Here is a 24,924-nt window from a genome sequence, read left to right as displayed (position 1 = left end):
GGTGAATTATGGATAAAGCAAGACTTCGGAAAATCTTAATTATTTTAGGAATCATTTTAATTGGTATTGTTCTCTACCGATTGTATTTAGAATTTCATAAAGATATTTCTTTGTTGTTAGATCCTAAAGCCAGTCGTGAGCTATTGTTAAAAGAGGTTCGTTCTCACGGAATACGGACAGCTGGATTGTTAATCGCTTTAACTGTTTTGATGTGTGCTTTACCAGGGCTGCCAACTTCTGTGATCGGGATTTTAATCGGTGTCTGTTATGGTCCTTTAATAGGTAGCTTAATGAATATTGCTGGCAATGCGGGGGGCAATTTATTATCGATGACTGTATTGAAACGTTTAAAGATTATGTCCCATGAACATAAGGACAATCAATGGGTGAAACGTATTTCGCAAATGAAGCATCCTAAAATTGGAATCATGCTGGCTTATATGGTCCCCGTAATTCCATCATTTATTGTCAACGTTACCGCTGATACATTGCGGTTGCCACTAAAAGAAATTTTTTTATCTGTGTTAATCGGTGTTTTACCATCTTCTATTTTGTACGCATTTGGCGGTGAAGCATTGTTCCATGGAGATACAAAAACTGCAATAATCTTAGTTGCAAGTGTTATCGTATTAGTTTTGCTTGTCCGATTTATCAAAAACAAACATCAGCACCAGCTAGAAAAATAAGACTAGCTGGTTTATTTATTAGTTTAGTGTATCTTTTTTTAAGTTATTTATTTGACATTTTTTAAAAAATATAGACAATTAAGGGTAAAGCAATACACTAAGGTGGGATGAAGAGTGAAAAGACGAATTGAGCGAATTTATCAACTGGTTTATCAACAATCTGGGATAACAACAGTTGAAATAGCTGAAACATTAAATATTCAGCGATCTAATGCAAGTAAGGATTTAAATCTTTTAGTAAAAAATGGTCAACTAAAAAAAAGTGAAGGTCGACCAGTCCAATATTTTGCGACTGATCGGAACCAGACAATCCTGGCACAGAGGCTAACTTCTCCATCAACACCAACAAAGTCACAAGAAAACATCAGTTATCCCAATCAAGCAACCGATGTGTTTGCTAGAATAATCGGTACAACTGGCAGTATGAAAAATGCGGTAGAACAAGCAAAAGCGGCAATTTTATATCCACCTAAAGGCTTGAATTGTTTGATTACTGGTCCGACAGGTTCAGGGAAAACTTTTTTTGCTCATGCCATGTTCCAGTTTGCTCAGACCAATCAGATTGTCGATCAAGATCGAGAGCTAATTGTTTTTAACTGTGCCGACTATGCCAACAATCCCGAGCTTTTAATGAGTCATCTTTTTGGATACGTAAAAGGAGCTTTTACTGGAGCGGAAACTGATCGTGAAGGATTGATTCAGCAAGCAGATGGCGGGATGCTGTTTCTAGATGAGATTCATCGTTTACCACCAGAGGGTCAAGAAATGATTTTTTATTTCATGGATCACGGTAGCTATAATCGTTTAGGAGAAACGGGGAAAACTCATTTTGCGGATGTACGGATTGTGGGTGCGACGACAGAAGACCCACATTCAGCTTTATTGGATACTTTTGTGCGGCGAATTCCTATCAATATTCAAATGCCATCATTTAATCATCGACCAGTCGTAGAACAATTAGATTTGGTTCGAGTGATGGTGGCGATGGAGGCCAATCGGATTCAACGTAAGATTACATTGACAGAAGATGTAATTAAGGCGCTGTTAGGCAGTGTCTCTTATGGGAATGTTGGACAATTAAAATCAAATGTTCAATTGATATGTGCCCGTGGTTTTATGAATCATATGTCTCAAGAGGTTATTCAAATCACAATCAATGATTTAACTGAAGGAGTAAAAAGCGGCTTGGTTCAATTATCTGCGGATCGGGTCAAAACCTCTGATATTTCTCCGTATCTAGAACCAGAGATGGTGGTTACTCCAGATGAAATGAATGAATTAATTCGTACAGATACATATGAGTTGCCTTATAATTTATACGATATTATTGGTGATAAAGCTGCTTTGTTGAAAACCGAAGGACTAGATCAAGAAACCATCAATCATTTTATCTCTACAGATATCAATGTTCACTTAAAATCATTTTATAAAGATCACGGTTTTTCATTTGATACAGAGAGCCGTTTAAATGAATTCGTTGATAAACAAATTATTGATTTAAGTAACCGAATTGCTAGTCTTGTGAGTGAGAGATTGCAAACCTATTTTCAACAGAATTTTATCTATGCTATGAGTTTACACATTTCTTCTTTTTTAAAGAAAATAAATGTAGGTGAAACACGGGAAACAAATGTTAATATTCGTGAAATGGCTAATGATTATCCTCAAGAATTTGTTGTGGCGCAAGAAATTCGCCATTTAGTAGAAGAAGAATTTCAAGTAGTGATTCCAGAAAGTGAAGATTATTATTTAACTGTCTTACTAGTTTCTTTACGAGACGATCAACCAAATGGCAAAATCGGCGTTGTAGTAGCCGCACACGGAAACAGTACCGCTACTTCAATGGTGAATGTAGTAAAAGAACTATTGGAGGTAAATCATATCCAAGCGGTCGATATGCCGTTGGATATGCATCCAAGAGTAGCTTACGAAAAAATCCGCGAAGCAGTTATTTCGGTTAATGAAGGCAGCGGTGTTTTAATTATGGTAGATATGGGATCGTTAGCTACTTTTAATGAAGAAATTAAAGCCGACACCGGTATTTCAGTTAAAACTTTAGACATGGTAACGACACCTTTATTGATGGAAGCAACGCGAAAATCTAGTGTATTAGGTTCAGGATTAGAGGATTTATTTCAATCGTTAGGTGAATTTAGAGGCTATGGTCGAGTAGAAAAGAAAAAAGTCGCAAAAACTCAGGTAGAAAAAATTATTTTAGCTATATGTGCATCAGGTGAAGGCACTGCGCAACGGCTTAAAGAGATTATTGAGCGACCATTAAAACAAAGAAAATTAGACCATATTTCAGTTAAAACATTAGCTGTAACAGATATGAAAGAGAAAATTGCTGATTTTCAAGAGAAATATCAAATTATTGCCACAACCGGGATTTTAGATCCCAAAATAAGTGCACCTTATATTCCAATGGAAAGAATTTTAAACCAAGAAACAAACCAAGTATTAGACGAACTCCTTTTGGAAAATGATCTATCAGAACAAAAAGATGTGGTGTTGACTGCAACAAGCGCCAAAGATTTATGCTTGAAATTTATGGAAGAAAGTTTTACTTTTATTAATCCAAAAAAAATGTTGGCTCCACTTTGGCAATTAGCTGAAAGAATTATCGGAAATCAAAAGGAATCAAAAGACTATGCATTGATGGTGAATTTTGTTATGCATATGTCAGGAACAATCGAACGAAGTATTTTAAATGAACCCTTAATGATTGATCAACAAGAATTAGCTAATTTTGAAGCAAATAATAATAATCAAAAAATGAATAATGCTTTAAATGATTTAGAAAATCAATTAAACATTACAATTCCTAATTCAGAAAGGTACTATATTAATCAATTATTACAAAATAAGCAAGAAACAATACAATAAAAGATACACAAAAAGGATACAGTATACTGTATCCTTTTTGTGTATCTTTTTATAAATGCTTTAAAATCAATGATAAATCAGTAGTGTATTTTGGCACGCTTCTTGCTTATATATAAATGAACACTATAATACTGTGTTCTAGTATCTTTTTGTAGTTTTTTGTAGGAGGTGATCGAATGGTAATGGATATTAAACTTGCCAGAATCGATGACCGGCTAATTCATGGGCAGGTAGCAACAGTTTGGTCAAAGGCAACTGGAATAGAACGGATTTTAGTTGTGAGCGATGATGTTGCTAAAGATGAGTTGCGGAAATTTTTATTAAAACAAGCAGCGCCGCCAGGAATTAAGTCAAATGTTGTCACTAAGAAAAAGTTGGTGGAGGTTTATCACGATCAATTGTTTGATGGAATGAAAGTCATGCTATTGTTTGCTACGCCGAAGGATGTTTTAGCGATCGTAAATGCTGGAGTTAAATTAGATTCAGTAAATATCGGTGGTATGCGTTTTTCTCCAGGTAAAAAAATGATTACAAACTTTATTTCAGTTGACGGAGAGGATGTAGCAGATTTTGAACAGTTACATCAGTCGGGCATCGAATTAGAAATAAGACAAGTTCCTAACGATCGTAAGAACAATTTAATTTCATTAATGCAAAAAGAAAAGATGCTGAATTAATTTTGGTTACAGGTTTTTTAGAACTTATTTATATTATTGCACTGTAACAATAAAAGTAGGAGGTATAAAGATGGTAGGAATTATCCTTGCTAGTCATGGGGAATTCGCTAACGGTATTTTACAGTCCGGCACGATGATTTTCGGAGAACAAGAAAATGTCAAAGCAGTGACATTGATGCCAAGTGAAGGTCCAGATGACGTTAAGCAAAAAATGGAAGAAGCTGTAGCCTCTTTCGAAAACCAAGATGAAGTGTTATTTCTAGTCGATCTTTGGGGTGGTACACCGTTCAACCAAGCCAATAGTTTGTTTGAAGAACACAAAGACACATGGGCAATCGTTGCCGGCATGAACTTGCCAATGGTGATTGAAGCTTTCTCTTCACGTTTCACAATGGAGTCTGCACAAGAAATTGCAGCTCACATTATTGAAACAGCTAAAGAAGGCGTGAGAGTAAAACCTGAAGAATTACAACCAGTTGAAGCAGCAGCTGCAATGCCTGAAGCAAGTCAACCAGCTGGATCTATTCCAAAAGGAACTGTATTAGGTGATGGTCATATCAAATTCGTATTAGCACGTGTTGACTCTCGTTTGTTACACGGACAAGTTGCGACTGCATGGACAAAAACAACTGGACCAAACCGGATCATCGTGGTCTCTGATGCTGTGGCTAAAGATGATTTACGTAAAAAATTAATCGAACAAGCTGCACCTCCAGGAGTTAAAGCTAACGTTATTCCAGTAGAAAAAATGATTGAAATTTCAAAAGATCCTCGTTTTGGAAATACAAAAGCGTTGTTACTTTTTGAAAATCCACAAGATGTTTTACGTGCAATTGAAGGCGGCGTTGACATTAAAGAAATCAATGTTGGCTCAATGGCACATTCTGTTGGGAAAGTTGTTGTAAGTAAAGTATTATCAATGGGTCAAGATGACGTGGATACTTTTGAAAAATTGAAAGCTGACGGCATCACTTTTGATGTTCGTAAAGTGCCAAATGATTCAAGAGCTAACTTTGATGAATTACTTAACAAAGCTAAAAATGAATTAAAAAACGCTAAATAAAAAGAAAAAATAGGAGGGTTTATAAAATGTCTGTTATCTCAATGATATTAGTCGTTCTTGTAGCTTTTCTAGCTGGTATGGAAGGTATCTTGGATGAATTCCAATTCCATCAACCGCTAGTAGCATGTACATTAATTGGTTTAGTAACTGGTAACTTAACTGCCGGCATTATCCTAGGTGGATCTTTACAAATGATCGCTTTAGGTTGGGCAAATATCGGAGCTGCCGTAGCACCCGATGCTGCATTGGCATCAATCGCTTCTGCAATTATTTTAGTTTTAGGGGGACAAGGCGTTAAAGGTGTTTCTTCTGCGATTGCTGTAGCGGTTCCTTTAGCTGTTGCTGGTTTATTCTTAACTATGATCGCTCGTACTTTAGCTGTGCCAATCGTTCACATTATGGATGGTGCCGCTGAAGAAGGAAACTTTAGAAAAGTTGAATTATGGCATATTATCGCTATCTGTATGCAAGGTTTACGGATCGCTATCCCTGCAGCTGCCTTATTAGTTATTCCTGCAGACACTGTTCGTGGTTTCTTAGAATCAATGCCTGCTTGGTTAACAGATGGTATGGCAATTGGTGGTGGTATGGTAGTAGCCGTTGGTTATGCAATGGTTATTAACATGATGGCAACTCGTGAAGTATGGCCATTCTTTGCAATTGGTTTTGCATTGGCTGCTATTTCACAATTAACTTTGATCGCACTAGGTGTTATCGCTGTTGCTTTCGCTTTAATCTACTTGAACTTGTCTAAATCAGGCGGCGGTTCAAATGGTGGTGGCGGATCATCAAATACTGGTGACCCACTTGGCGATATCTTGAATGACTATTAATCTTGAAGGAGGAGAAATAAAATGGCAGAAAAAATCTCATTAACTAAAAAAGATCGTTTATCTGTTGCATGGCGCTCAACGTTCCTTCAAGGTTCTTGGAACTATGAACGGATGCAAAATGGTGGTTGGGCATTTGCAATGATCCCAGCGCTTAAAAAATTATATACAACTAAAGAAGATCGCTCAGCGGCATTAAAACGTCACTTAGAATTCTTCAATACTCACCCATATATCGCTTCACCAATCTTAGGGGTTACTTTAGCCCTTGAAGAAGAGCGTGCCAATGGTGCTCCTGTTGATGATGTAACTATTCAAGGGGTAAAAGTTGGTATGATGGGTCCTTTGGCCGGTGTTGGTGACCCAGTCTTCTGGTTTACAGTTCGTCCAATTTTAGGTGCCCTAGGAGCTTCTCTAGCTTTGACAGGGAACATTTTAGGTCCAATTATTTTCTTCGTTGCTTGGAATATTATTCGTTGGGCATTTATGTGGTACACACAAGAATTCGGCTATCGTGCTGGGTCTGCTATCACTGATGACTTATCTGGTGGTTTATTACAAGATGTAACTAAAGGTGCATCAATTCTTGGGATGTTCGTACTAGGAGCTTTGGTTCAACGTTGGGTAAATGTTAAGTTCACACCAATTGTTTCTGAAGTAAAACTTGATAAAGGCGCTTATATTGATTGGAATAGCTTACCAAGTGGTGCAAAAGGTATTCAACAAGCATTACAAGATCAAGCTTCAGGTCTATCATTATCAGCTACTAAAGTCACTACTTTGCAAGATAACTTAGATCAATTAATTCCTGGTCTGGCTGCGTTACTACTTACTTTCTTATGTATGTGGTTATTGAAGAAAAAAGTTTCTCCAATTATCATTATCTTGGGATTATTCGTAGTAGGTGTTGGCTTACACGTTTTAGGTGTTATGTAATCACAAAAATTCTTAGTCAGCTGGGACAAATTTTTGTCCCAGCTTCTTTTATTAATAAACAAAAACTCGTATAATGAACGAAGTAGCAAAGGAGGATCATAAAATGGTTCAATCAATCAACACCAAAGTTGACTTAGTAATTGATGGTACTTCTTATTTGGGAATGTCTGATTATGGCAAAATCATGATCGGTGACAAAGGTTTTGAATTTTTCAATGATCGTGATGCCAAAAAATTTATCCAAATTCCGTGGGAAGAAGTCGATCAAATTATTGCATCAGTAATGTTTAAAGGAAAATGGATTCCGCGTTTTGCAGTAAAAACAAAACGAAATGGTACATATAGTTTTTCATCTAAAGATCCTAAGAAGACCTTACGGGCAATTCGTGAATACGTTGATCCAAGTCACATGGTACGCTCTCTTAGCTTTACTCAAGTAATTACACGAGGATTAAGAGGGAAATTTCAAAGAAAATAATGTTTAAGTAGGACTACAGTCTTTAGCAATCTTTGCTGAAACTCTAGTCCTTTTTTTAAAATTATCTTGCAGTTTGTAATTCTTTGATGTAAAATTTTGTTACAGTTCTGTAATGAAAATGAAATATTTGGTTTAGAAGAAAGATTAATGACTTATTTTATTATTTGAATGATAGGAGTACTAGCATGAATGTAGTTGATTGGGGAAAAAAGGTAAGCTTTGAAAAATTTAAATCAAAAAAGAATCTTTTTTTCTTTATCGTTGTGCTACTGCTGGTAGTTTTACGCTTAGGCTTATATCTTAATGCTGATTATTTTGCGAATCTTTACGGTTCATATGATGATGGTCATTATATTCATTTAGCAAATGAATTGATTTCCGGTAATTGGCTGGGTGATTACAATACGACAACCTTGTCAAAAGGTATTTCCTACGCGCTTTTTTTAGCTGGCAGTTATAAACTTCATCTTCCATACAGTTTGAGTTTTGGATTGTTACAGATTTTTGCTGCTTTTCTGGCAGCTCAATGTTTCAAACCTATTGTTAAGAGTCAATTATTTTTTAGTGGCATATTTATTTTTTTCTTGTATTCGCCAATTACTTTTATGGATGAGTATAGTACGCGAATTTACCGAAATGCTTTGGTGGTGCCAGTAGCCGTCATTATTATAGCTTGTACGATCGGTATTTATTTAAGACGCGATGGGAGCATTAAAAAGTTTGCTCTTTGGATGAGTGGTTTAGTGGTTGCTTTACCTTTTTTTTGGTATTTGCGAGAAGATAGTATCTGGATTTTTCCTTTTGTTGCCGGGGGTCTTTTTTTTGCAATTGTTCAGTTGATATTGACTCAACAAAAACAACAACCGGTTATCGATGTTATGAGACGAAAAATAGCTAAATCTTTTATCACGAAAATTCTACCTAAAATTTTGGTCTGCGCACTGCCATTTATTTCGATTTTAGTTACAACTAAAATATTGGTGGCGATAAATGACCAGCATTATGGTGTAGCAATGGTTAATGACCGCAGTGACGGTGAATTTGTGACTTTGATGAGTTATCTGATTCGACTGGATGATGGTACAGATTTAAATCAAAAAGATAATAAGATTTGGATTACGCGGCAGGCGGTAAAAAAAGCAGAGCAAGTTTCACCAACTTTACAGAAGATGAAAGTGAATACCAATTGGATCTTTACTGATAGTGTTTGGGCGACTGCTGATAAGCAAGTATCTGGTGATTATTTCTTCTGGGGATTTCGTGAGGCACTAAAACAACGAGGCTATTACAATAATAACGCTGAGCAGACCGATAATTTATTAAAGAAAATAAATCATGAACTAAGTGAAGCTTATCGAGAGCAAAAAATTACGACTAAAAAAGAATTTTATTTAACTAAAAGCGGAGATGGGAAAATATTAAAGGATTTTCCAGGTGTTTTTAATTTAATGGGCGTTGCGATTGGCGAAAATTTAGATTATGGTAGCTATGAACAGGGTAGAAGTATTCTATATTCCACCAAGAAAGATCGAAAAATTGCTGAAAAAATCTTGGATCATTCTTTTTCAGGTCGTTGGCAATCAGCAGAAAGTGAGCCTATCAGCCCACCGATTGCTTTGACGGGTAGAGTAGCAAATCGTTTGATTCTAGTGGCTAATCTCATTAAGATACCTATTATAATAATTTCCATATTTGGCTTAGGTTTGATGGTATTGGGTAGTATTTTTTCAAAGAAGCAGCAAATTTTTTATCGTGATCACTTGTTGATTACGGTTGGTCTAGGTTTGACGTATATCGTTTTTCTTTTTGGGGTTGCTTGGTTTTGTTCTTTTGGAGAAACTGCTCAAATCCGACAATATTTTATGCGTGTCTATACAGGTGTAGGTGTTTCAATTATGCAATTTATAGCAGTCTTTAGTGGCCTTCATTTTGTTAAATTATTTAATCGTAAAAAAATCAAGAAATAACTTCTCAAAATTAGGAATCCTTTTCTTCTGACTTTATTTATAGAGTTGAAGAGAAGGGTTTTTTTATAAATAAAAATAATGGCACAAAGTTCTGTGCCAAAGCTGTAGCTACTATTAATTGCTGAAACAATTGGAGGCGATTACAATACAAGTATAGAAAAATTACTTTTTTGAAGGAGGAAACGAAAATGGAAAATACTCGTCCGAAAACGGGGATTAAAGCGAAAGTCCAAAAGTTAGGTAGTAGTCTTTCAAGTATGGTCATGCCAAATATCGGTGCATTTATCGCGTGGGGGGTACTGACAGCTTTCTTCTTGGAAACTGGTTGGACACCAAATGCACATTTAGCATTGATGATTATTCCGATGTTGACTTATTTATTGCCATTATTAATCGGTTACAGTGGAGGTAACTTAATTCATGGTCAACGGGGAGCAGTCGTGGGTGCAATTGCAACAATGGGTGTGATTGTTGGTTCAGATGTACCGATGTTTATTGGAGCTATGATTATGGGTCCTTTAGGCGGTTGGGTGATTAAGAAATTTGATGATATTTTTGCTGACAAGATTAAAGCTGGTTTTGAAATGTTAGTAAACAACTTTTCAGCTGGTTTACTTGGTTTTGGTTTAGCGATTTTAGGGAATTATGGAATTGGACCAATTGTAAGTTACTTAACTGAATTAATGGGTAAAGGTGTAGAAGCAATTATTAATATGCATCTATTGCCACTAGCAAATGTCTTAATTGAGCCTGCGAAAATTTTATTCTTAAACAATGCGATTAATCACGGAATTTTAACACCATTAGGAGCTGAACAAGCAGCTGCGACTGGGAAATCGATTTTATTCTTATTAGAAACAAACCCTGGACCAGGTTTAGGTGTATTGTTAGCCTTCACTATTTTTGGTAAAGGTGCAGCGAAATCTTCTGCGCCAGGTGCAATCATTATTCAATTCCTTGGTGGGATTCATGAAATTTACTTCCCTTATGTAATGATGAAACCGTTATTGTTCTTAGCTGTAATCGCCGGTGGTGTATCAGGAACCTTTGTATTTTCAGTACTAGGTGCTGGGTTACAAGCAGCTGCTTCACCAGGTTCGATATTGGCTGTCTTAGCGATGACACCACGAGGAGCATATTTTGCTAATATTGCCGGGATTGTAGTCGCTACAATTGTTTCTTTCTTAGTTGCTAGTATTATTATTAAAGCAGATAAAAATGAAGAAGACGATTTAGCTGCTAGCCAAGCCGCTGTTTCAAGTGCTAAAGCTTCAGCTAAAGGTCAAAGCTCTGATGCAAGTATGACTGAGTCTAATCAAGAAATGTTTGGTAATGTTAATAAAATTATCTTTGCTTGTGACGCGGGTATGGGTTCTTCAGCAATGGGAGCTTCAATCCTACGGGATAAAGCGAAAAAAGCTGGTCTGAAAATTCCCGTTTCAAACTCAGCGATCAATAATTTGAATGATGATCCAAATGCTTTGATTGTAACTCAAGTAGAATTACATGAACGGGCAAATCAAAAAGCACCAAGTGCAACTTTTGTATCTGTTGAAAACTTTATGAATTCACCCCGCTATGATGAAATTGTTGATAATTTAAGTAACGATGCTCAAACTGGTGCGGCAGTTGCACCAGCAGTCAGTGATGATGTAGTGGATGGCGTGGCTGATTATAGCAAAGTAACTCATTTAATTGTTGCTTATCAAGATACTAAAGGTTCTGCACATATGGCAGCAACGATTATTAAGAAAATTTTGAAAGATAAAAATTTAGCTTATCCAGTTTCAGTACTTCCAATTGCTGACTTAAAAGATGAAGTTGATGCAATGATTATCACGCTAAATGCTGAAACAGTTGCAGCTGAGCAACAAGCACCAAGTGCTGTGCATGTTTCAGTGACAGATTTAGTAGCATCAGAAAAATTTGATAAATTGATTGATCATTTAGTGAACAAGTAGTTTATTTACTCGAACCGTATTAAGCTAAGTATGAATAGGTCACATTTTTCTGAGAATATTTGTATAATAAAGATGGGCCGAACTGCTAAGCAATTTGTTTAGATACCAGTTTGGTCTCATCCTTTTATTGATTTAGTTGTCTAAAAATGGGGGAAAGAAAAGTGTATTTTTCGGTTCGAGAGAAAAAAATATTAGCCTTACTGTTAGAGTATCCAAATGGAGTGGCTTTAGCAGATTTACAAGATTTGTTACAAGTCTCTAAAAGAACGATTTATCGGGAAGTTGCCAGTCTTGAAAAAACAATTAAATCTCTAGATGTTCAGATTATTAAGCCACGGGGAGCTGGTTATCGAATTGTCGGTGATTCGCAAGATTTAGCTAAGTTAGCTGAGCAATTAGATGGTGACGAAAACGAATGGTTTACAGATAATGTAATACGGCAAAGTGCGATTGTTTGTTCTTTATTATTGAACGATGAGGAAGAAACAATTGAAGGTTTGTCTTATGATTTTGCCGTTAGCACAACGACAATTACAACTGATCTACAAACAATTGAAGCGAGTTTAGTCAGTTATCAATTAGAGTTGGCCCGTTTGAAAGGGCGTGGCATTAGTATTGTTGGTCGTGAAAATGAACGTCGCCAATTATTGAGTAATTTGATTTTTAATGGTATCAGCGAGTATGACTTCTTTAACTTTTTAGATCAATTAACCTTAGAAAATCTACAGCAAATATCTGACAATTATTTTTTAAGCTTATTGTCTAGTGAAAGCTTGTTTCAAGCCAAGAAAATATTTGGCGAAGTAAATGCCAGTTTATTTGATCGCGTAACTGACAATCAAATGCAACGGATCTTAATTATTTTAGCATTGTCGATTGATCGTATGAAAACGGGACACATGATTGAAAGTGATATCCAAGAAAACCCAAAACCAGAAAGTATGCAATTGGCGAGTCAGGTTATGGTAAAGGTCGCTACCTTGATTAAACAAAGTATTACCAATCAAGAAGTTCGTTTTTTTGCCCATCAATTAGAGGGCGTCAATTATAAAAAACCACAAAATATCTTTATTGATAGTTTTGATGTGGAACTATCCTATAAAACGCGTGAATTGATTCGTCTAGTATCTGAAGCGACAAGTTATGACTTTTATAAAGATGAACAATTGTTTACCGATTTATTAGCGCACATGACCGCTGCATTAAAGCGCAGTTTAACCGTGATTCAAGGCAGTAACAATCCAATACTACAAAAAGTGATGGATAAGTATCAAAAAGTTACGGCCTCAGTTGTCGAAAATTTGGCGGTGGTTTTCCCAGACCATGCATTTACTTTTGATGAACTGGGTTATGTAGTGATTCATTTCGCTACATCGTTGGAAAGATATCCTACCAGTAAAAATCTCAGTACTTTAGTATTGTGTTCTAGTGGGATTGGAACGGCTCGAATTTTAGAGAGTCGTTTAAATAAATATATTCCAGAAATTGAAACAGTTCAGGCTGCTAAAATATCAGAGATGAATCACTTGAATTTTCATGACTACGATATGATTTTATCAACAGTCTTTCTGCCTGGTTTTGAATTACCTTACAAAGTGATTTCACCCTTATTATTAGATGATGAACTTCGGGAAATTAAAGAATATGTAAGAGGTATTCAGCCAGAATCAGTGAATCTGAATCCAACTGATCTGATTTTAGAAGGTAGTGAAACTTTCGATGAAATTTATGAAACCATGCGGATCGCTAATAATTTACTGAGAGCTTTTGATTTAAAAAAAATCAAAGCCAAAGAAACAATTGAAGAAACACTGGCTGAAATTATTGAAAGCTTAACCGGAACCATTGTCAGTGATGCTACTATAGTGACTGATTTGGTAATCCAACGATATCTGGTGGCACCGATTGGCATACCAAAAACTAATTTTGCCTTGTTTCATACTGCAGCACCAGAAATCAAAGAACCTTTTTTTACCATCTATGATTTGGATCATTCTTTTTTAATTCAAGGAATGGATAAAAAAAGTATTGAACTGACCCGGATTTTATTATTGTTGGCGCCTGATCCGATGCCAGAAAGTCAAAGTAGTTTATTAGGCAAAATAAGTAGTTCGATTATTGAAAGTGATTTGAACACGGAGATTTATAAATTCGGCAATAAAGAAATTATTTATCAATTGTTGAGTTCATTATTTGTTAAGGAAATTCGCGAAAATTAAATAATTAATCAGGAGGAAAGAAAGATGGAATTACAAGCAGACATGATTTTAGTCGACCAAACATATCAAAATAAAGAAGAGGCCATTCGTGCAACGGGACAATTATTAGTCGATGCTGGCTGTGTAACACCAGAATATATCGAAGCAATGATTGAACGGGATAAATTGGTTTCAGTTTATATGGGAAACTTTATTGCCATTCCTCATGGCACCGATGAAGCCAAAAAATATGTTCAAAAAAGTGGTATTTCGGTAATTCAAGTGCCTAGCGGAGTGCAATTTGGTGCTGATGATACGGATGATGTAGCGATGGTTTTATTTGGCATTGCCGGTGTTGGTGATGAACATTTAGATATTCTACAAAAAATTGCAATTTACTGCTCAGATGTAGAAAATGTTGTAAAACTAGCAGATGCGAAAACAAAAGAAGAAATTATTGGACTATTAAAGGAGGTTGAATAAACATGCAAGCAACACATTTTGGAGCCGGAAATATCGGTCGTGGATTTATTGGTGAAATTTTGGCTAGCAATGATTTTTCCATTGATTTTGTGGATATCAATGAAACAATTATCAATGCCTTAAACGAAAGAAAGGCGTATGACATTGAATTAGCAGATGCCAGTAAAAAACGGATTCATGTAGAAAATGTCGATGGACTAAACAATAAAGACAATCCAGCAGCAGTAGTAGAGTCTGTTTTTAAAGCAGACATTGTTACTACCGCTATTGGTCCAAATGTGTTGCCTTTTATTGCTGAATTAATCGCTCAAGGAATTCAAAAACGCCAAGCAGCAGGTTTGGAAAAACCATTGGACATCGTTGCCTGCGAGAATATGATTGGTGGAAGTCAATTTTTATTTGGTAAAGTCAAAGAATTTTTGACTACTGAAGATTTAGCTTACGTTGAAAAATATATTGGTTTTCCAAATGCGGCAGTCGACCGGATTGTACCGATTCAACATCATGAAGATCCTTTATTTGTTTCAGTGGAACCTTTTAGTGAGTGGGTGATTGATGAAACTCAAAGTAAAAATAAAGCTGTTCATTTAGTTGGTGTAGAATATGTCGCTGATTTAGAACCTTATATCGAAAGAAAATTATTTTCTGTGAATACTGGTCATGCGACAGTAGCATATACCGGAGCCTATAAAGGTTACAAAACCATTGGTGAAGCGATTAAGGATTCAGATGTATTAGGAAAACTAAAAGCTGTTTTAGCTGAGACAGGAAATTTATTAATAGATAAATGGGGCTTTGATAAAGCTGTTCATCAAGCTTATGCCGATAAAATTGTTGGCCGCTTTGAAAATCCATATATTTCAGATGGTGTTGATCGTGTCGCACGGACACCGATTCGTAAACTTGGTTATGATGAAAGATTTATCCGACCAATCCGCGAACTAAAAGATCGCAACTTAGGTTATCAAAATTTAGTTGACGTGGTTGCTATGACCTTAAGTTACAACGATCCAGCTGATCAAGAAAGTGTGGAATTACAAAAATTATTGGCTGAAAAAACAGTTGCTGAAGTTATTAAAGAAGTTACTGGTTTAAAAGATGATGAATTAATTGGTGAAATTGTAAAAACTTATCAAAAATAACCTGGTTTATGAGGAACTGATGATAGTTCCTCTTTTTTTGCTAAAAATTTAAGAAATGGTCTATACAATTCTTGCAAAATAAAAAAATCTGATTTATAATTGGTACATACCAAATGAGAGATAGGAGTTTTTACCATGGAAGTTATTCGCGTAAAAGACGCTGTTGCAGGCGGAAAAAAAGCATTTGAATTGATTAAAGCAGGTATGGACAATGGGGCCAAAGTTTTAGGTTTAGCAACCGGTAGTACTCCTGAAACTTTATATCAAGATATGGTAAGTAGTGAGATTGATTTTTCTGATATGACATCAGTAAACTTAGATGAATATGTTGGCTTAGGCGGCGAAGATACACAAAGCTATCGCTATTTTATGAATGATCATTTGTTTAATCAAAAACCATTCAAAGAAACTTTCGTTCCAAATGGAAAAGCGGAAGACTTAGCAGCTGAAAGCAAACGTTATGACCAAGTAATTGCTGATCATCCAATCGATATTCAAGTATTAGGAATTGGACGTAACGGTCACATTGGTTTCAATGAACCAGGGACTTCATTTGATGCAACTACCCACGTAGTTAAATTAACTGAATCAACGATTGAAGCGAATAAACGTTACTTTGATAAAGCAGAGGACGTTCCAACTCATGCCTTGTCAATGGGGATTGGTTCAATTATGCAAAGTAAAAAAATTATTTTAATGGCTTTCGGCGAAAATAAAGCCGATGCAATTAAAGGCATGTTGGAAGGTCCCGTAACTGAAGATTTACCAGCAAGTGTTTTACAAAACCATCAAGACGTGATCGTAATTGTTGATGAAGATGCGGCAAGTAAATTATAAAAAAATAGAATTTTGAGAGTAGCCTTTTGAAGGCTGCTCTTTTTCTATGTAAATATATCTTTACATAGAAAAACAAAAGTGCTATCATTTAGTAAAGATATCTTTACAAAAAGTGGGTGGGAAAATGAAAGTAATCAATCATATTAAAGAAATTCGAGAAACACGAGGCATTGCACAAAAGCAAATGGCTGCCGACCTAGACGTTTCTCGTCAGACAATGAATGCAATTGAAAAAGGGAAGTATAATCCTAGTCTGGAATTATCTTTAAAGATAGCTGATTATTTTTCTTTATCGTTTCAGGAAATTTTCTATTTAGAGGGGGATGAATAAAATGGCTTTTTTTTATGGAACTAATCTTAGTTGGCCGTTAGTTTTATTAGTAATAATTTTGGGGTTATTTTTCTTTTATGCAATAGTATCTACGCTTATATTTTTAATAAATCAAGCTCACAAACGAAATGATGAACTTGTTAAGAAAATAATGGTTGATTCTTTAGCAAGTACTGCTGTTGTGATTATTTTAGTTCATCTTGTTCAAATGATTGCTCGCATTGAATATTTTAATCAGACAGGAGGGGACTTGCATTTAGTAATCACTAGTGGCATGGTGATACATTCATTAGGAGACATTGGTCCTCATCTCGAAGCATTTGGTTTTGATTTAGGAATTTTTGCAATCTTCACTTATATTTTTAAATTACGATATCGTTAAATTTAATAACAAAACGATTGAAAAAGCGTATACTTTTAATTGACACTCTAGCCTTCACATTTGATACTTAATACTAAGATGACTTTCTATCATCAAGAGGTTACAAGAATTATTTACTTTCATTTTTAAAATCATGTTATCGTTAAGGAGAACTTATGCGTTTGGATAAATTTTTATCAGAAGTGGGTTTAGGAAGCCGTAAAGAAGTGAAACAGTTGATAAAAAAAGGACAAGTTAAAGTAAATCAGGTGGTAGTCAAATCTGATAAAACCCAAGTTGATCCTGAAAAAGATCAGATTGCTTTTTTAGATGCCCCATTAATTTATCAAGAATTTTATTATTATGTGTTAAATAAACCTGCGGGTGTTATTAGTGCGACGAGTGATCCTGTTCATCGCACAGTGCTAGATTTGTTTTCGTCAGAAGACTATCGCACTGATTTGTTTCCAGTTGGTCGTTTGGACAAAGATACTGAAGGATTGCTTATCATTACGAATGATGGGGAACTGGGTCATCAATTATTAAGTCCTAAAAAACATGTTGAAAAGGAATATTTTGCAGAGGTTTCTGGAATAATGGATCAAGCAGATCAAGAAAAATTTGAAGTGGGAATTATTTTAGCTGGGGAAAAAATGTTACCTGCGAAGTTAATGATTGATGAAGTAACTGCAGTAACTTCAAAAGTAAGAATTATTTTACAAGAAGGAAAATTTCATCAGGTGAAACGGATGGTGAAAGCTTGTGGCAAGGAAGTGACTTATTTAAAACGCATTCGAATGGGTCAGTTAACATTGCCAGTCGATTTAAAAAAAGGTCAGTATCGAGCACTTACTGACGAAGAATTAGTTAAGTTGAAGGAGTGATTAGGATGGATACCCATCTTTCAATCTATGAAATTATGTTGCGTTTGTTTTTAGCCATTTTAATGGGTGGTGCGATTGGTGCAGAAAGAGAATTGCATAATCGACCGGCGGGCTTGCGGACGCATATTTTAGTTTGTATGGGTGCGACAATCATTGCTTTAATTCAAGTCGAAATTGGTTATAATGCCTTACAAACTGCTTTGAGTGAACCAAGATTGGCAGGAGTTGTTCGTTCAGATGAAGCCCGATTAATCGCACAAGTTGTTAGTGGCGTGGGTTTTCTTGGTGCGGGGACAATTATTGTCACTAATCGTTCCATAAAGGGTCTAACAACTGCGGCTTCCATTTGGGCGGGAGCTGGTTTGGGATTAGCAATTGGAATGGGATTTTATGCAATTGCTTTCAGTAGTTTTGTTGGCATCATGGCGGCCTTAATTGTGGTGAAACGAGTTATTAAAGTTCACGCTATCAAAAAGATTGAAATTCGTTATATTCATCGAGAAGAAACCAAAGAATTTATTATGAACTATTTTGATAGTAAAAAAATCGAAGTTGAAGATGTTGATTTTGATGTTGATTTTATGGAGGATTATCGAATTTATACCAATGTGTATACGATTGATTTGCCCAAAGGACTGTCCTATACAGATGTGATTGAAGATTTATCGATGTATAAAAATATTACAAAATTAAGGATGATTAATGTGTAGGTACTGGACAAGGAAGTTTTAAGACAAGCTAAAATTTATCTTCAATAAATATAAAACAAATTGAATATTATGAAAAAAATATTACTTACTATTTATTCTCCTCTTGTTGTTATATGAGGAGAATTTTTTTATACTAATTATTGTAAGCGTTTTAAAGAAAGGGCGTGAGAAAATGAAACGAAATGGTATCCGTCTTTTTATGAGGGTGTGATTGGATTTTCTAAAGAGCCTAGAGTTTTCTAGGTGTAGGCATTTTCTCGCTGAATATACGAGATAAAAATGCTAAATTCAAAAATTGAATGTAAATAGAGAATTTGGAGGAGCATTTTAAATGAAGAAAAAAATTTTTACAGTATTGCTTACTATGATTTTAGTTTTAGGTGGTTTAGGATTTGGGCAGGCAATTAAGGTCGCTGAAGCAAAAGAAAGTGCAGATGATACATTCACTTTTTCAATTGACAGTGATCCAGTTTCACTAAATCCAATTAGTGCAAATGATCGCTGGGGCATGACTGCAGTGAACTTAGTCTTTTCTCCTTTGGCACGTTCAGAAAGTGACGGAGCAATTAAAAACGAATTGGCTAATGAAATTGTGAAAGCTGATGATGGATTAAGTGTTACGGTTACACTAAAGGAAAATTTGGTTTGGTCAGACGGATAACCTTTAACAGCTGATGATGTTGTATTTACTTATGAAAAGAAAATAGATAAAAATAATGGCGCTTCTGACATGCTATGGGTAGGTGAACAACCTGTAACCGTAGAAAAAGTTGATGATTTAACGATTAAATTTACTTTACCAGCATTAAATGTACCGATTTTGAATCAAGTAGCGGTAGATACGTATATCTTACCAAAACATGTCTATGAAAATGTTGATTTTGCGGAAGCAGAAGTTAATGTTGACCCGGTTGGTAGTGGTCCCTATAAATTTGTTGAATATAAAAAGGGTGAATATTTAAAATTTGAAGCAAATGAATCTTATTACGGTGGTCAAGCTAACCTAAACAATGTGGTCTTACAAATCATTTCTAACCCTGACACAGCCAAAGTCGCGTTGCAAAGTGGGGAAGTCGATGCTGGTTTAGTGCAACCGGCTGAAGTAAAAGAAATGCAAAAAAACGATTTGAAAATTCGCTCATATAGTGAAAATCGTGTTGGTTATATGGGAATCAATATGAATTCAAAAAAAGTTGCTGACGAAAAAGTACGTCAAGCGATGTTTTTAGCTTTAAATAAACCAGAAATGAATAAAGCGACCTACTTAAATAAAAAATATTACAGTAATGCTTATTCGATTTTACCGCCAAACAATGAATACTATAATAATAAAGTGAAAAAATACAAAACTAATGTTAAAAAGGCAACAGATTTGATTAAAGAGGCCGATGCAGAGGGGACTCAATTAAACTTAGGCTACATGACTGGTGATAAAATTCAAAAAATGCAAGTCACATTCATTAAAGAAGCGCTTGAGGAAATTGGTTTGAAAGTAAAACTTTCAGCGGTGGAAACAGCTGCTTTAGTGACAGAGTTGCAAAAAGAAAATAGCAAAAAATACGATATGTATATCAGTGGCTATATTTGGGGTAATGATCCTGATGCTTATAAATCACAATTTAAATCCGATGGCGATTTTAACATCATGCACTACAAAAATGATAAAGTAGATGAATTATTTAATGCTGGTGCCAACGAATTAGATGAAGTAAAACGCAAAGATATTTACAATCAATTACAAACTGAAATTGTAAACGATGCAGTTTTCTATCCAATTGTTGACAACAAAAAAATTATTGCATCTAATCCGAGTGTTAAAGGGTTTTCTGATGCAAAATTTGTCCCAGTATATATTATGGAAGACTGGTCTAAGTTATCTAAATAGTTGATTTAGGGCTGCTGAAAGAATCTTAAAGATTTTTTGAGTAGCTCTTTTTGTGAGAGTAGGTGAAACAATGGCAAAATATATCGTAAAACGTTTGCTTTATGCGATTCCTTTAGTATTGTTGGTGACGATTTTGACTTTTATCTTGATTCAATTGGCGCCGTATGATGCGGTGGATAGTTCAGTTACACCAAATATGTCTGCTGAAACTATCGCTATGATTCGGCAACAAAAAGGCTTAGATCAACCAGCAATCGTTCAATACTTTTATTGGCTGAAAAATATTTTTCATTGGGATTTTGGTTATTCTTTGGTAGGTCATCAGAGTATCGGTGAGTCATTATTACAAAAAATTCCTAATACAATTGTGTTAGTTCTGCCATCTTATGTGACAGCTTTAATATTGGCATGTATTTTAGGTATTTTTGCAGGTGATCGAAGTGATAAATTTAGCGGAAAATTGATAGAAAAATTAGCTGGGATAGGTATTGCTACACCGACTTTTTGGTTAGCCATGTTGTTAATTTATTTTTTTGGTTATCATTTAAATCTTTTACCAATTATCGGTATGCGAACCATTGGGGTTGAAAATGATCTGTTAGATTTTTTGAAGCATTTTATTTTACCGTATATTACTTTGGTATTTGCTTTTACACCAGAATTGATTCGATATATTCGTAGTGCAACTATGAGGCAATTAGAGGCGGAGTATGTCCTAGTCCAAAGGGCATTTGGTGCCAGTAAAAAGGAAATATTAATCAAACATGTTTTTAAAAATATTATGACACCAATTGCGATTCAAATTGGTATTTTCTTTCCAACAATGATTACTGGAGCAATTATTACAGAGTCTATTTACAGCTGGCCCGGTGTCGGCAACTTCTTTTTAACAGCAGCCAAAGCGTTGGATTATCCAATTATTATGGCGATTGTTTTATTATCTTCAGTAATGGTGATTATCGGAAACTTGGTAGCTGATGTGTTGGTTATTTTAATCGATCCCAGAATTCGTGGAGGTCGCTTATGATAAAAATTTATTGGCAAAAATGTCGTAAAGTTTTACGTTATTATCCTTCCTATCGATTTCTATTGCTTTTTTTATTGTTGCTCATCTTAGTTAGTTTTCTTGTTTTGTTATTACCACTAAATCCTAATAAAATTGATGTAACTCAATTATCGCAAGGTCCAAGTTTGAAGCATCTTTTTGGCACTGATGAACTAGGACGAGATTATTTTTTACGAGTCCTATATGGCGGACATATTTCTTTAACTGTCGGATTTGTTGCAATGGCGACAGCTACCATTTTAGGAACAGCCATTGGTTTATTGGCAGGTTATTTTGGGGGTATTCTTGATTCAATTTTAATGCGATTAGTTGATGTATTGTCGTCAATTCCTTGGATGGTTTTGTCAATTGTGCTAAGTGTTTTATTGGAACCGGGAATTGGTACTGTGATTTTAGTAATCAGTCTATTTTCCTGGATGAATATTTCACGTCTAGTGCGTGGTGAGGCGATTTCTTTTAAAGAAAGAGATTATGTATTATATAGTCAATTCATTGGTGAAAAGTCTTGGAAAATTATTTTTCAACACTTGCTGCCACCGATTCTACCAACAATCTTAGTTGCCGCAACAACAAATCTTTCTAGTGCAATTATGACAGAATCGGCGTTGAGTTTTTTAGGTTTAGGAATTCAACAACCTAAAAGTTCTTGGGGCTCTTTATTAGAAAATGCCCAAAGCAACCTTCAAGGAGCTCCTCATATGGCATTAATTCCAGGGATTTTTATTATTTTAACAGTATTAGCTTTTAATGGTGTCGGAGAATTTTTAAGAAAAATCTTCTCTGATCAAGAATAAGGAGTAAATATGATGACAGCTATTTTAACAGTCAAAAAACTCAATGTGATTACTTATCAAGGCTTGGAAAAAAAACCATATGAAATTATTAAAGAGTTAGATTTGACGGTTTTTCAGGGAGAAATTCTAGGAATCGTTGGGGAATCTGGCTCAGGGAAAAGTATCTTGATGCGTTGTTTGAAAAATATTTTACCTCGATTTTTTGAGTACCAATACCAAGAATTCATCTTTGAAAGTGAGATGCATCGACTGGATGAAAATTTATCAATAGCGATGATTTTTCAAGATCCCAAAAAAGCGATGAATCCAGTTAAAACGATTGGAAGTCAATTAGCTGAAGTAGCTAGACGTTTTCAAAAAGTATCAAAAGCAGCAGCTATCGAATTATCTGAGAAAACTTTAGCAAAAGTAGCAATTACTAACCCAAAACAGCGGATGAAGCAGTATCCTCATGAGCTTTCCGGTGGTCTTCAGCAACGAGTAATGATTGCTATGGCACTCTTAACTAAATCAAAAGTTTTAATCGCAGATGAACCGACGACTGCTTTAGATGCAGTTACACAAAAAGGGATTTTGCTTTTACTGAAGGAATTACAGCAGACAGAAGGCTTAACAATTATTTTAATCAGTCATGATTTAAAGGTTATTAAACAAGTGGCTGATCGTGTTGCTGTTATGTATTTTGGGGAAATAGTAGAGCTTGGTAAACTACAAACTATTCTGAAAAAACCGCAACATCCCTATACTAAAGCTTTATTAGCGGCCAGTCCTAGTAAATCTCATGAATTAACAAGTATCCCAGGAAATGTACCAACGATGGATGAACAAATACCTGGTTGCTTTTTTGCATCGCGTTGTTCAGTGAAATTACCAGAATGTACAAAAAGCCATCCTCTTTTGAAAGAGAGAAAACAGCATGCAGTTCGCTGCTTCTATGCAGAAAGGAAGTCGCAGAATGCAGAGAGAAATCCCGATTTTATCAATGAATCATTTAACGAAGACTTTTAAGAAAAGTGGATTTGATTTCAGAAAAAAACCGATTGTACGAGCGGTGAAAGATGTTAGTTTGACTATTTATCAAGGAGAGTTATTTGCTTTAATTGGTGAATCTGGTAGTGGGAAATCTACATTAGGAAAGCTTCTCTTAAAGATGGAAGCACCAACTGCTGGAGATATCATTTTTTTAAATCAAACTGATCAGACAAAAGTAAAGCGTTCTCCAAAAGAAATGCAGATAATTTTTCAAAATCCTGAATCAGCGATGAATCCTTTTATGACCATTTTTAGTATTGTGATGGAGCCGCTAAAAGCTTTAGGGCAGGAGCAGCTGAGTAGTGAAAAACAGGTGATCAATATTTTAAAAAAAGTAGGTATCGACGAGTCTTTATTTCAACGTTTCCCTAGTCAATTAAGTGGTGGACAAAAACAACGAGTCGTCATCGCCAGAGCATTGGTAACCAATCCTAAATTCGTTATTGCCGACGAACCTGTTTCTTCTTTAGATGTTTCGTTGCAGGCACAAATTGTTAATGTGATGCTGGATTTAAAAAAAGAGTTTCATTTAACTTACTTATTCATTTCTCATGACCTACAATTAGTTTCAAAAATTGCTGATCGAGTCGCAGTGATGTATCAAGGAGAAATTGTTGAAGTTGGCGAAACCAAAGATATTTTAGAGAACCCGCAGCATGAATATACAAAGACTTTGATTGCTGCACAATTAAACTAAAAACCAGGCAACTTCACTAAATGGAAGTTGCCTGGTTCGCTATATTATTCAAAACCAATCAAATAATCATCGTCATCCATCGCTTCGACATGGCCTAACAAATAGCCATTACCGACTTGCGAGAAGAAGTCGTGGTTACTTGTACCAGTAGAAATCCCATTCATGACAATTGGGTTTACGTCATCGGCGGTATCTGGGAATAATGGATCTTGTCCCAAGTTCATCAACGCCTTGTTGGCATTATAGCGCAAGAAAGTTTTGACTTCTTCTGTCCAACCGATTTCATCGTACAATTCTTCAGTGTAACGTTCTTCATTTTCGTAAAGTTCGTATAATAAATCATACATCCATTCCTTCAATGATTCTTGTTCTGCTTCAGGCAGCTCGTTGAATCCTCGTTGGAATTTGTAGCCAATGTAAGTTCCGTGAACAGATTCATCACGAATGATCAATTTAATGATCTCTGCTACATTAGCTAGTTTATTGTTTCCCAAATAGTATAGTGGTGTGTAAAAGCCTGAGTAGAATAAGAAAGTTTCCAAAAAGACACTGGCAATTTTCTTTTCTAATGGTGTACCGTTTTTGTAGATTTCGTTCACTCGTTCAGCTTTTTTTTGTAAATATACATTTGTATTGGTCCATTCGAAGATTTCATCAATTTCAGATTTTGTGTTTAAAGTACTGAAGATCGATGAATAACTTTTTGCGTGAACAGATTCCATGAATTGAATATTGTTTAAAACGGCTTCTTCATGGGGTGTGCGTACATCTTCTCTCAGCTGATCCATCCCAGTCTCTGATTGAACGGTATCAAGTAAAGTCAGACCACCAAAAACGTGGCCGACTAAGTTTTGTTCCATTTTTGATAATTTACGCCAATCATCTAAGTCATTTGATAAAGGAATCCGGGTATCTAACCAAAACTGTTCAGTTAATTTTTCCCAAGTTGATTTATCGATGACATCTTCAATTTCATTCCAATTTATTGCTTCATAATATGTTTCTGTCATGAGGTTCTCC

At 35.4% G+C, this 24,924-nt stretch carries 23 protein-coding genes and 1 pseudogene; 23 read left to right on the top strand and 1 reads right to left on the bottom strand.

All coding sequences use genetic code 11. From position 1 onward, the window contains the following. The first annotated feature begins 8 nt into the window (after positions 1 to 8). From ID741_RS00600 to ID741_RS00490, 23 genes and pseudogenes are all read left to right on the top strand, one after another. Positions 9 to 686: a TVP38/TMEM64 family protein gene (locus ID741_RS00600; protein ID WP_218324402.1), complete on the top strand. Its 678-nt coding sequence runs from the start codon at positions 9 to 11 to the stop codon at positions 684 to 686. A 114-nt stretch (positions 687 to 800) separates the two neighbouring features. Further along, positions 801 to 3,572: a sigma 54-interacting transcriptional regulator gene (locus ID741_RS00595; protein WP_438718730.1), complete on the top strand. Its 2,772-nt coding sequence runs from the start codon at positions 801 to 803 to the stop codon at positions 3,570 to 3,572. A gap of 176 nt (positions 3,573 to 3,748) precedes the next feature. Continuing rightward, positions 3,749 to 4,249 (top strand): PTS system mannose/fructose/N-acetylgalactosamine-transporter subunit IIB, encoded by a 501-nt coding sequence (locus tag ID741_RS00590; protein WP_218324404.1) that lies wholly within the window; start codon positions 3,749 to 3,751, stop codon positions 4,247 to 4,249. A gap of 70 nt (positions 4,250 to 4,319) precedes the next feature. Next, a complete protein-coding gene (locus tag ID741_RS00585) occupies positions 4,320 to 5,312 on the top strand; it encodes a mannose/fructose/sorbose PTS transporter subunit IIA (RefSeq protein ID WP_438718729.1) in 993 nt (330 codons plus the stop codon). A gap of 26 nt (positions 5,313 to 5,338) precedes the next feature. Next, positions 5,339 to 6,145, top strand: coding sequence for a PTS mannose/fructose/sorbose transporter subunit IIC (locus ID741_RS00580; RefSeq protein ID WP_218324406.1), 807 nt, complete (start codon positions 5,339 to 5,341; stop codon positions 6,143 to 6,145). 21 nt (positions 6,146 to 6,166) lie between these two features. After that, positions 6,167 to 7,078 (top strand): PTS system mannose/fructose/sorbose family transporter subunit IID, encoded by a 912-nt coding sequence (locus tag ID741_RS00575; RefSeq protein WP_438718728.1) that lies wholly within the window; start codon positions 6,167 to 6,169, stop codon positions 7,076 to 7,078. Positions 7,079 to 7,181: 103 nt separating this feature from the next. After that, positions 7,182 to 7,556: a DUF956 family protein gene (locus tag ID741_RS00570; protein ID WP_218324408.1), complete on the top strand. Its 375-nt coding sequence runs from the start codon at positions 7,182 to 7,184 to the stop codon at positions 7,554 to 7,556. Positions 7,557 to 7,741: 185 nt separating this feature from the next. After that, complete coding sequence (locus ID741_RS00565; RefSeq protein ID WP_438718727.1) at positions 7,742 to 9,523, top strand: hypothetical protein; 1,782 nt, start codon at positions 7,742 to 7,744, stop codon at positions 9,521 to 9,523. Between the two features lie 188 nt (positions 9,524 to 9,711). After that, entirely contained in the window at positions 9,712 to 11,484 is a 1,773-nt protein-coding gene (locus ID741_RS00560; RefSeq protein WP_438718726.1) for a PTS mannitol transporter subunit IICBA, read from the top strand. Positions 11,485 to 11,645: 161 nt separating this feature from the next. Continuing rightward, positions 11,646 to 13,703: a BglG family transcription antiterminator gene (locus ID741_RS00555; protein ID WP_438718725.1), complete on the top strand. Its 2,058-nt coding sequence runs from the start codon at positions 11,646 to 11,648 to the stop codon at positions 13,701 to 13,703. Positions 13,704 to 13,727: 24 nt separating this feature from the next. Further along, the gene (locus tag ID741_RS00550) at positions 13,728 to 14,165 is read left to right on the top strand and encodes a PTS sugar transporter subunit IIA (RefSeq protein ID WP_438718724.1); all 438 of its coding nucleotides are present in this window, start codon (positions 13,728 to 13,730) and stop codon (positions 14,163 to 14,165) included. A gap of 2 nt (positions 14,166 to 14,167) precedes the next feature. Beyond that, complete coding sequence (locus tag ID741_RS00545) at positions 14,168 to 15,307, top strand: mannitol-1-phosphate 5-dehydrogenase (RefSeq protein WP_438718723.1); 1,140 nt, start codon at positions 14,168 to 14,170, stop codon at positions 15,305 to 15,307. A gap of 135 nt (positions 15,308 to 15,442) precedes the next feature. Beyond that, positions 15,443 to 16,144 carry a glucosamine-6-phosphate deaminase gene (gene nagB / locus ID741_RS00540; RefSeq protein WP_438718722.1) on the top strand — a complete coding sequence of 234 codons (702 nt, stop codon included), beginning with the start codon at positions 15,443 to 15,445 and terminating at the stop codon, positions 16,142 to 16,144. Positions 16,145 to 16,268: 124 nt separating this feature from the next. Continuing rightward, positions 16,269 to 16,475 carry a helix-turn-helix transcriptional regulator gene (locus tag ID741_RS00535; RefSeq protein WP_218324415.1) on the top strand — a complete coding sequence of 69 codons (207 nt, stop codon included), beginning with the start codon at positions 16,269 to 16,271 and terminating at the stop codon, positions 16,473 to 16,475. Between the two features lies 1 nt (position 16,476). Then, positions 16,477 to 16,857 carry a hypothetical protein gene (locus ID741_RS00530; protein ID WP_218324416.1) on the top strand — a complete coding sequence of 127 codons (381 nt, stop codon included), beginning with the start codon at positions 16,477 to 16,479 and terminating at the stop codon, positions 16,855 to 16,857. A 155-nt stretch (positions 16,858 to 17,012) separates the two neighbouring features. Further along, positions 17,013 to 17,720: a pseudouridine synthase gene (locus tag ID741_RS00525; protein WP_438718721.1), complete on the top strand. Its 708-nt coding sequence runs from the start codon at positions 17,013 to 17,015 to the stop codon at positions 17,718 to 17,720. A gap of 5 nt (positions 17,721 to 17,725) precedes the next feature. After that, the gene (locus ID741_RS00520) at positions 17,726 to 18,430 is read left to right on the top strand and encodes an MgtC/SapB family protein (protein WP_218324418.1); all 705 of its coding nucleotides are present in this window, start codon (positions 17,726 to 17,728) and stop codon (positions 18,428 to 18,430) included. 331 nt (positions 18,431 to 18,761) lie between these two features. Then, on the top strand, positions 18,762 to 19,091 hold the full coding sequence (locus ID741_RS00515; protein ID WP_438718720.1) for a hypothetical protein: 330 nt from the start codon (positions 18,762 to 18,764) through the stop codon (positions 19,089 to 19,091). Positions 19,092 to 19,103: 12 nt separating this feature from the next. Further along, a pseudogene (locus ID741_RS00510) lies at positions 19,104 to 20,315 on the top strand (ABC transporter substrate-binding protein); the annotation flags it as partial. A 70-nt stretch (positions 20,316 to 20,385) separates the two neighbouring features. Beyond that, the gene (locus tag ID741_RS00505) at positions 20,386 to 21,342 is read left to right on the top strand and encodes an ABC transporter permease (RefSeq protein ID WP_438718719.1); all 957 of its coding nucleotides are present in this window, start codon (positions 20,386 to 20,388) and stop codon (positions 21,340 to 21,342) included. Continuing rightward, the gene (locus ID741_RS00500; RefSeq protein WP_438718718.1) at positions 21,339 to 22,175 is read left to right on the top strand and encodes an ABC transporter permease; all 837 of its coding nucleotides are present in this window, start codon (positions 21,339 to 21,341) and stop codon (positions 22,173 to 22,175) included. The genes ID741_RS00505 and ID741_RS00500 overlap by 4 nt, the downstream gene beginning before the upstream one ends. Before the next feature lie 12 nt (positions 22,176 to 22,187). Next, positions 22,188 to 23,183, top strand: coding sequence for an ABC transporter ATP-binding protein (locus ID741_RS00495; protein WP_438718717.1), 996 nt, complete (start codon positions 22,188 to 22,190; stop codon positions 23,181 to 23,183). Further along, complete coding sequence (locus ID741_RS00490) at positions 23,131 to 23,904, top strand: ABC transporter ATP-binding protein (protein WP_438718716.1); 774 nt, start codon at positions 23,131 to 23,133, stop codon at positions 23,902 to 23,904. The genes ID741_RS00495 and ID741_RS00490 overlap by 53 nt, the downstream gene beginning before the upstream one ends. Positions 23,905 to 23,948: 44 nt before the next feature. Here the strand turns inward: ID741_RS00490 and nrdF are convergent, their stop codons facing one another. Beyond that, positions 23,949 to 24,914 carry a class 1b ribonucleoside-diphosphate reductase subunit beta gene (gene nrdF, locus ID741_RS00485; protein ID WP_218324432.1) on the bottom strand — a complete coding sequence of 322 codons (966 nt, stop codon included), beginning with the start codon at positions 24,912 to 24,914 and terminating at the stop codon, positions 23,949 to 23,951. Between the last annotated feature and the right edge of the window lie 10 nt (positions 24,915 to 24,924).

Origin of the sequence: Enterococcus sp. AZ103 (assembly GCF_051714685.1) — a bacterium.
Taxonomy (GTDB): Bacteria; Bacillota; Bacilli; order Lactobacillales; family Enterococcaceae; genus Enterococcus_A; species Enterococcus_A alishanensis.
This window is presented reverse-complemented; position numbering and strand designations above follow the sequence as displayed.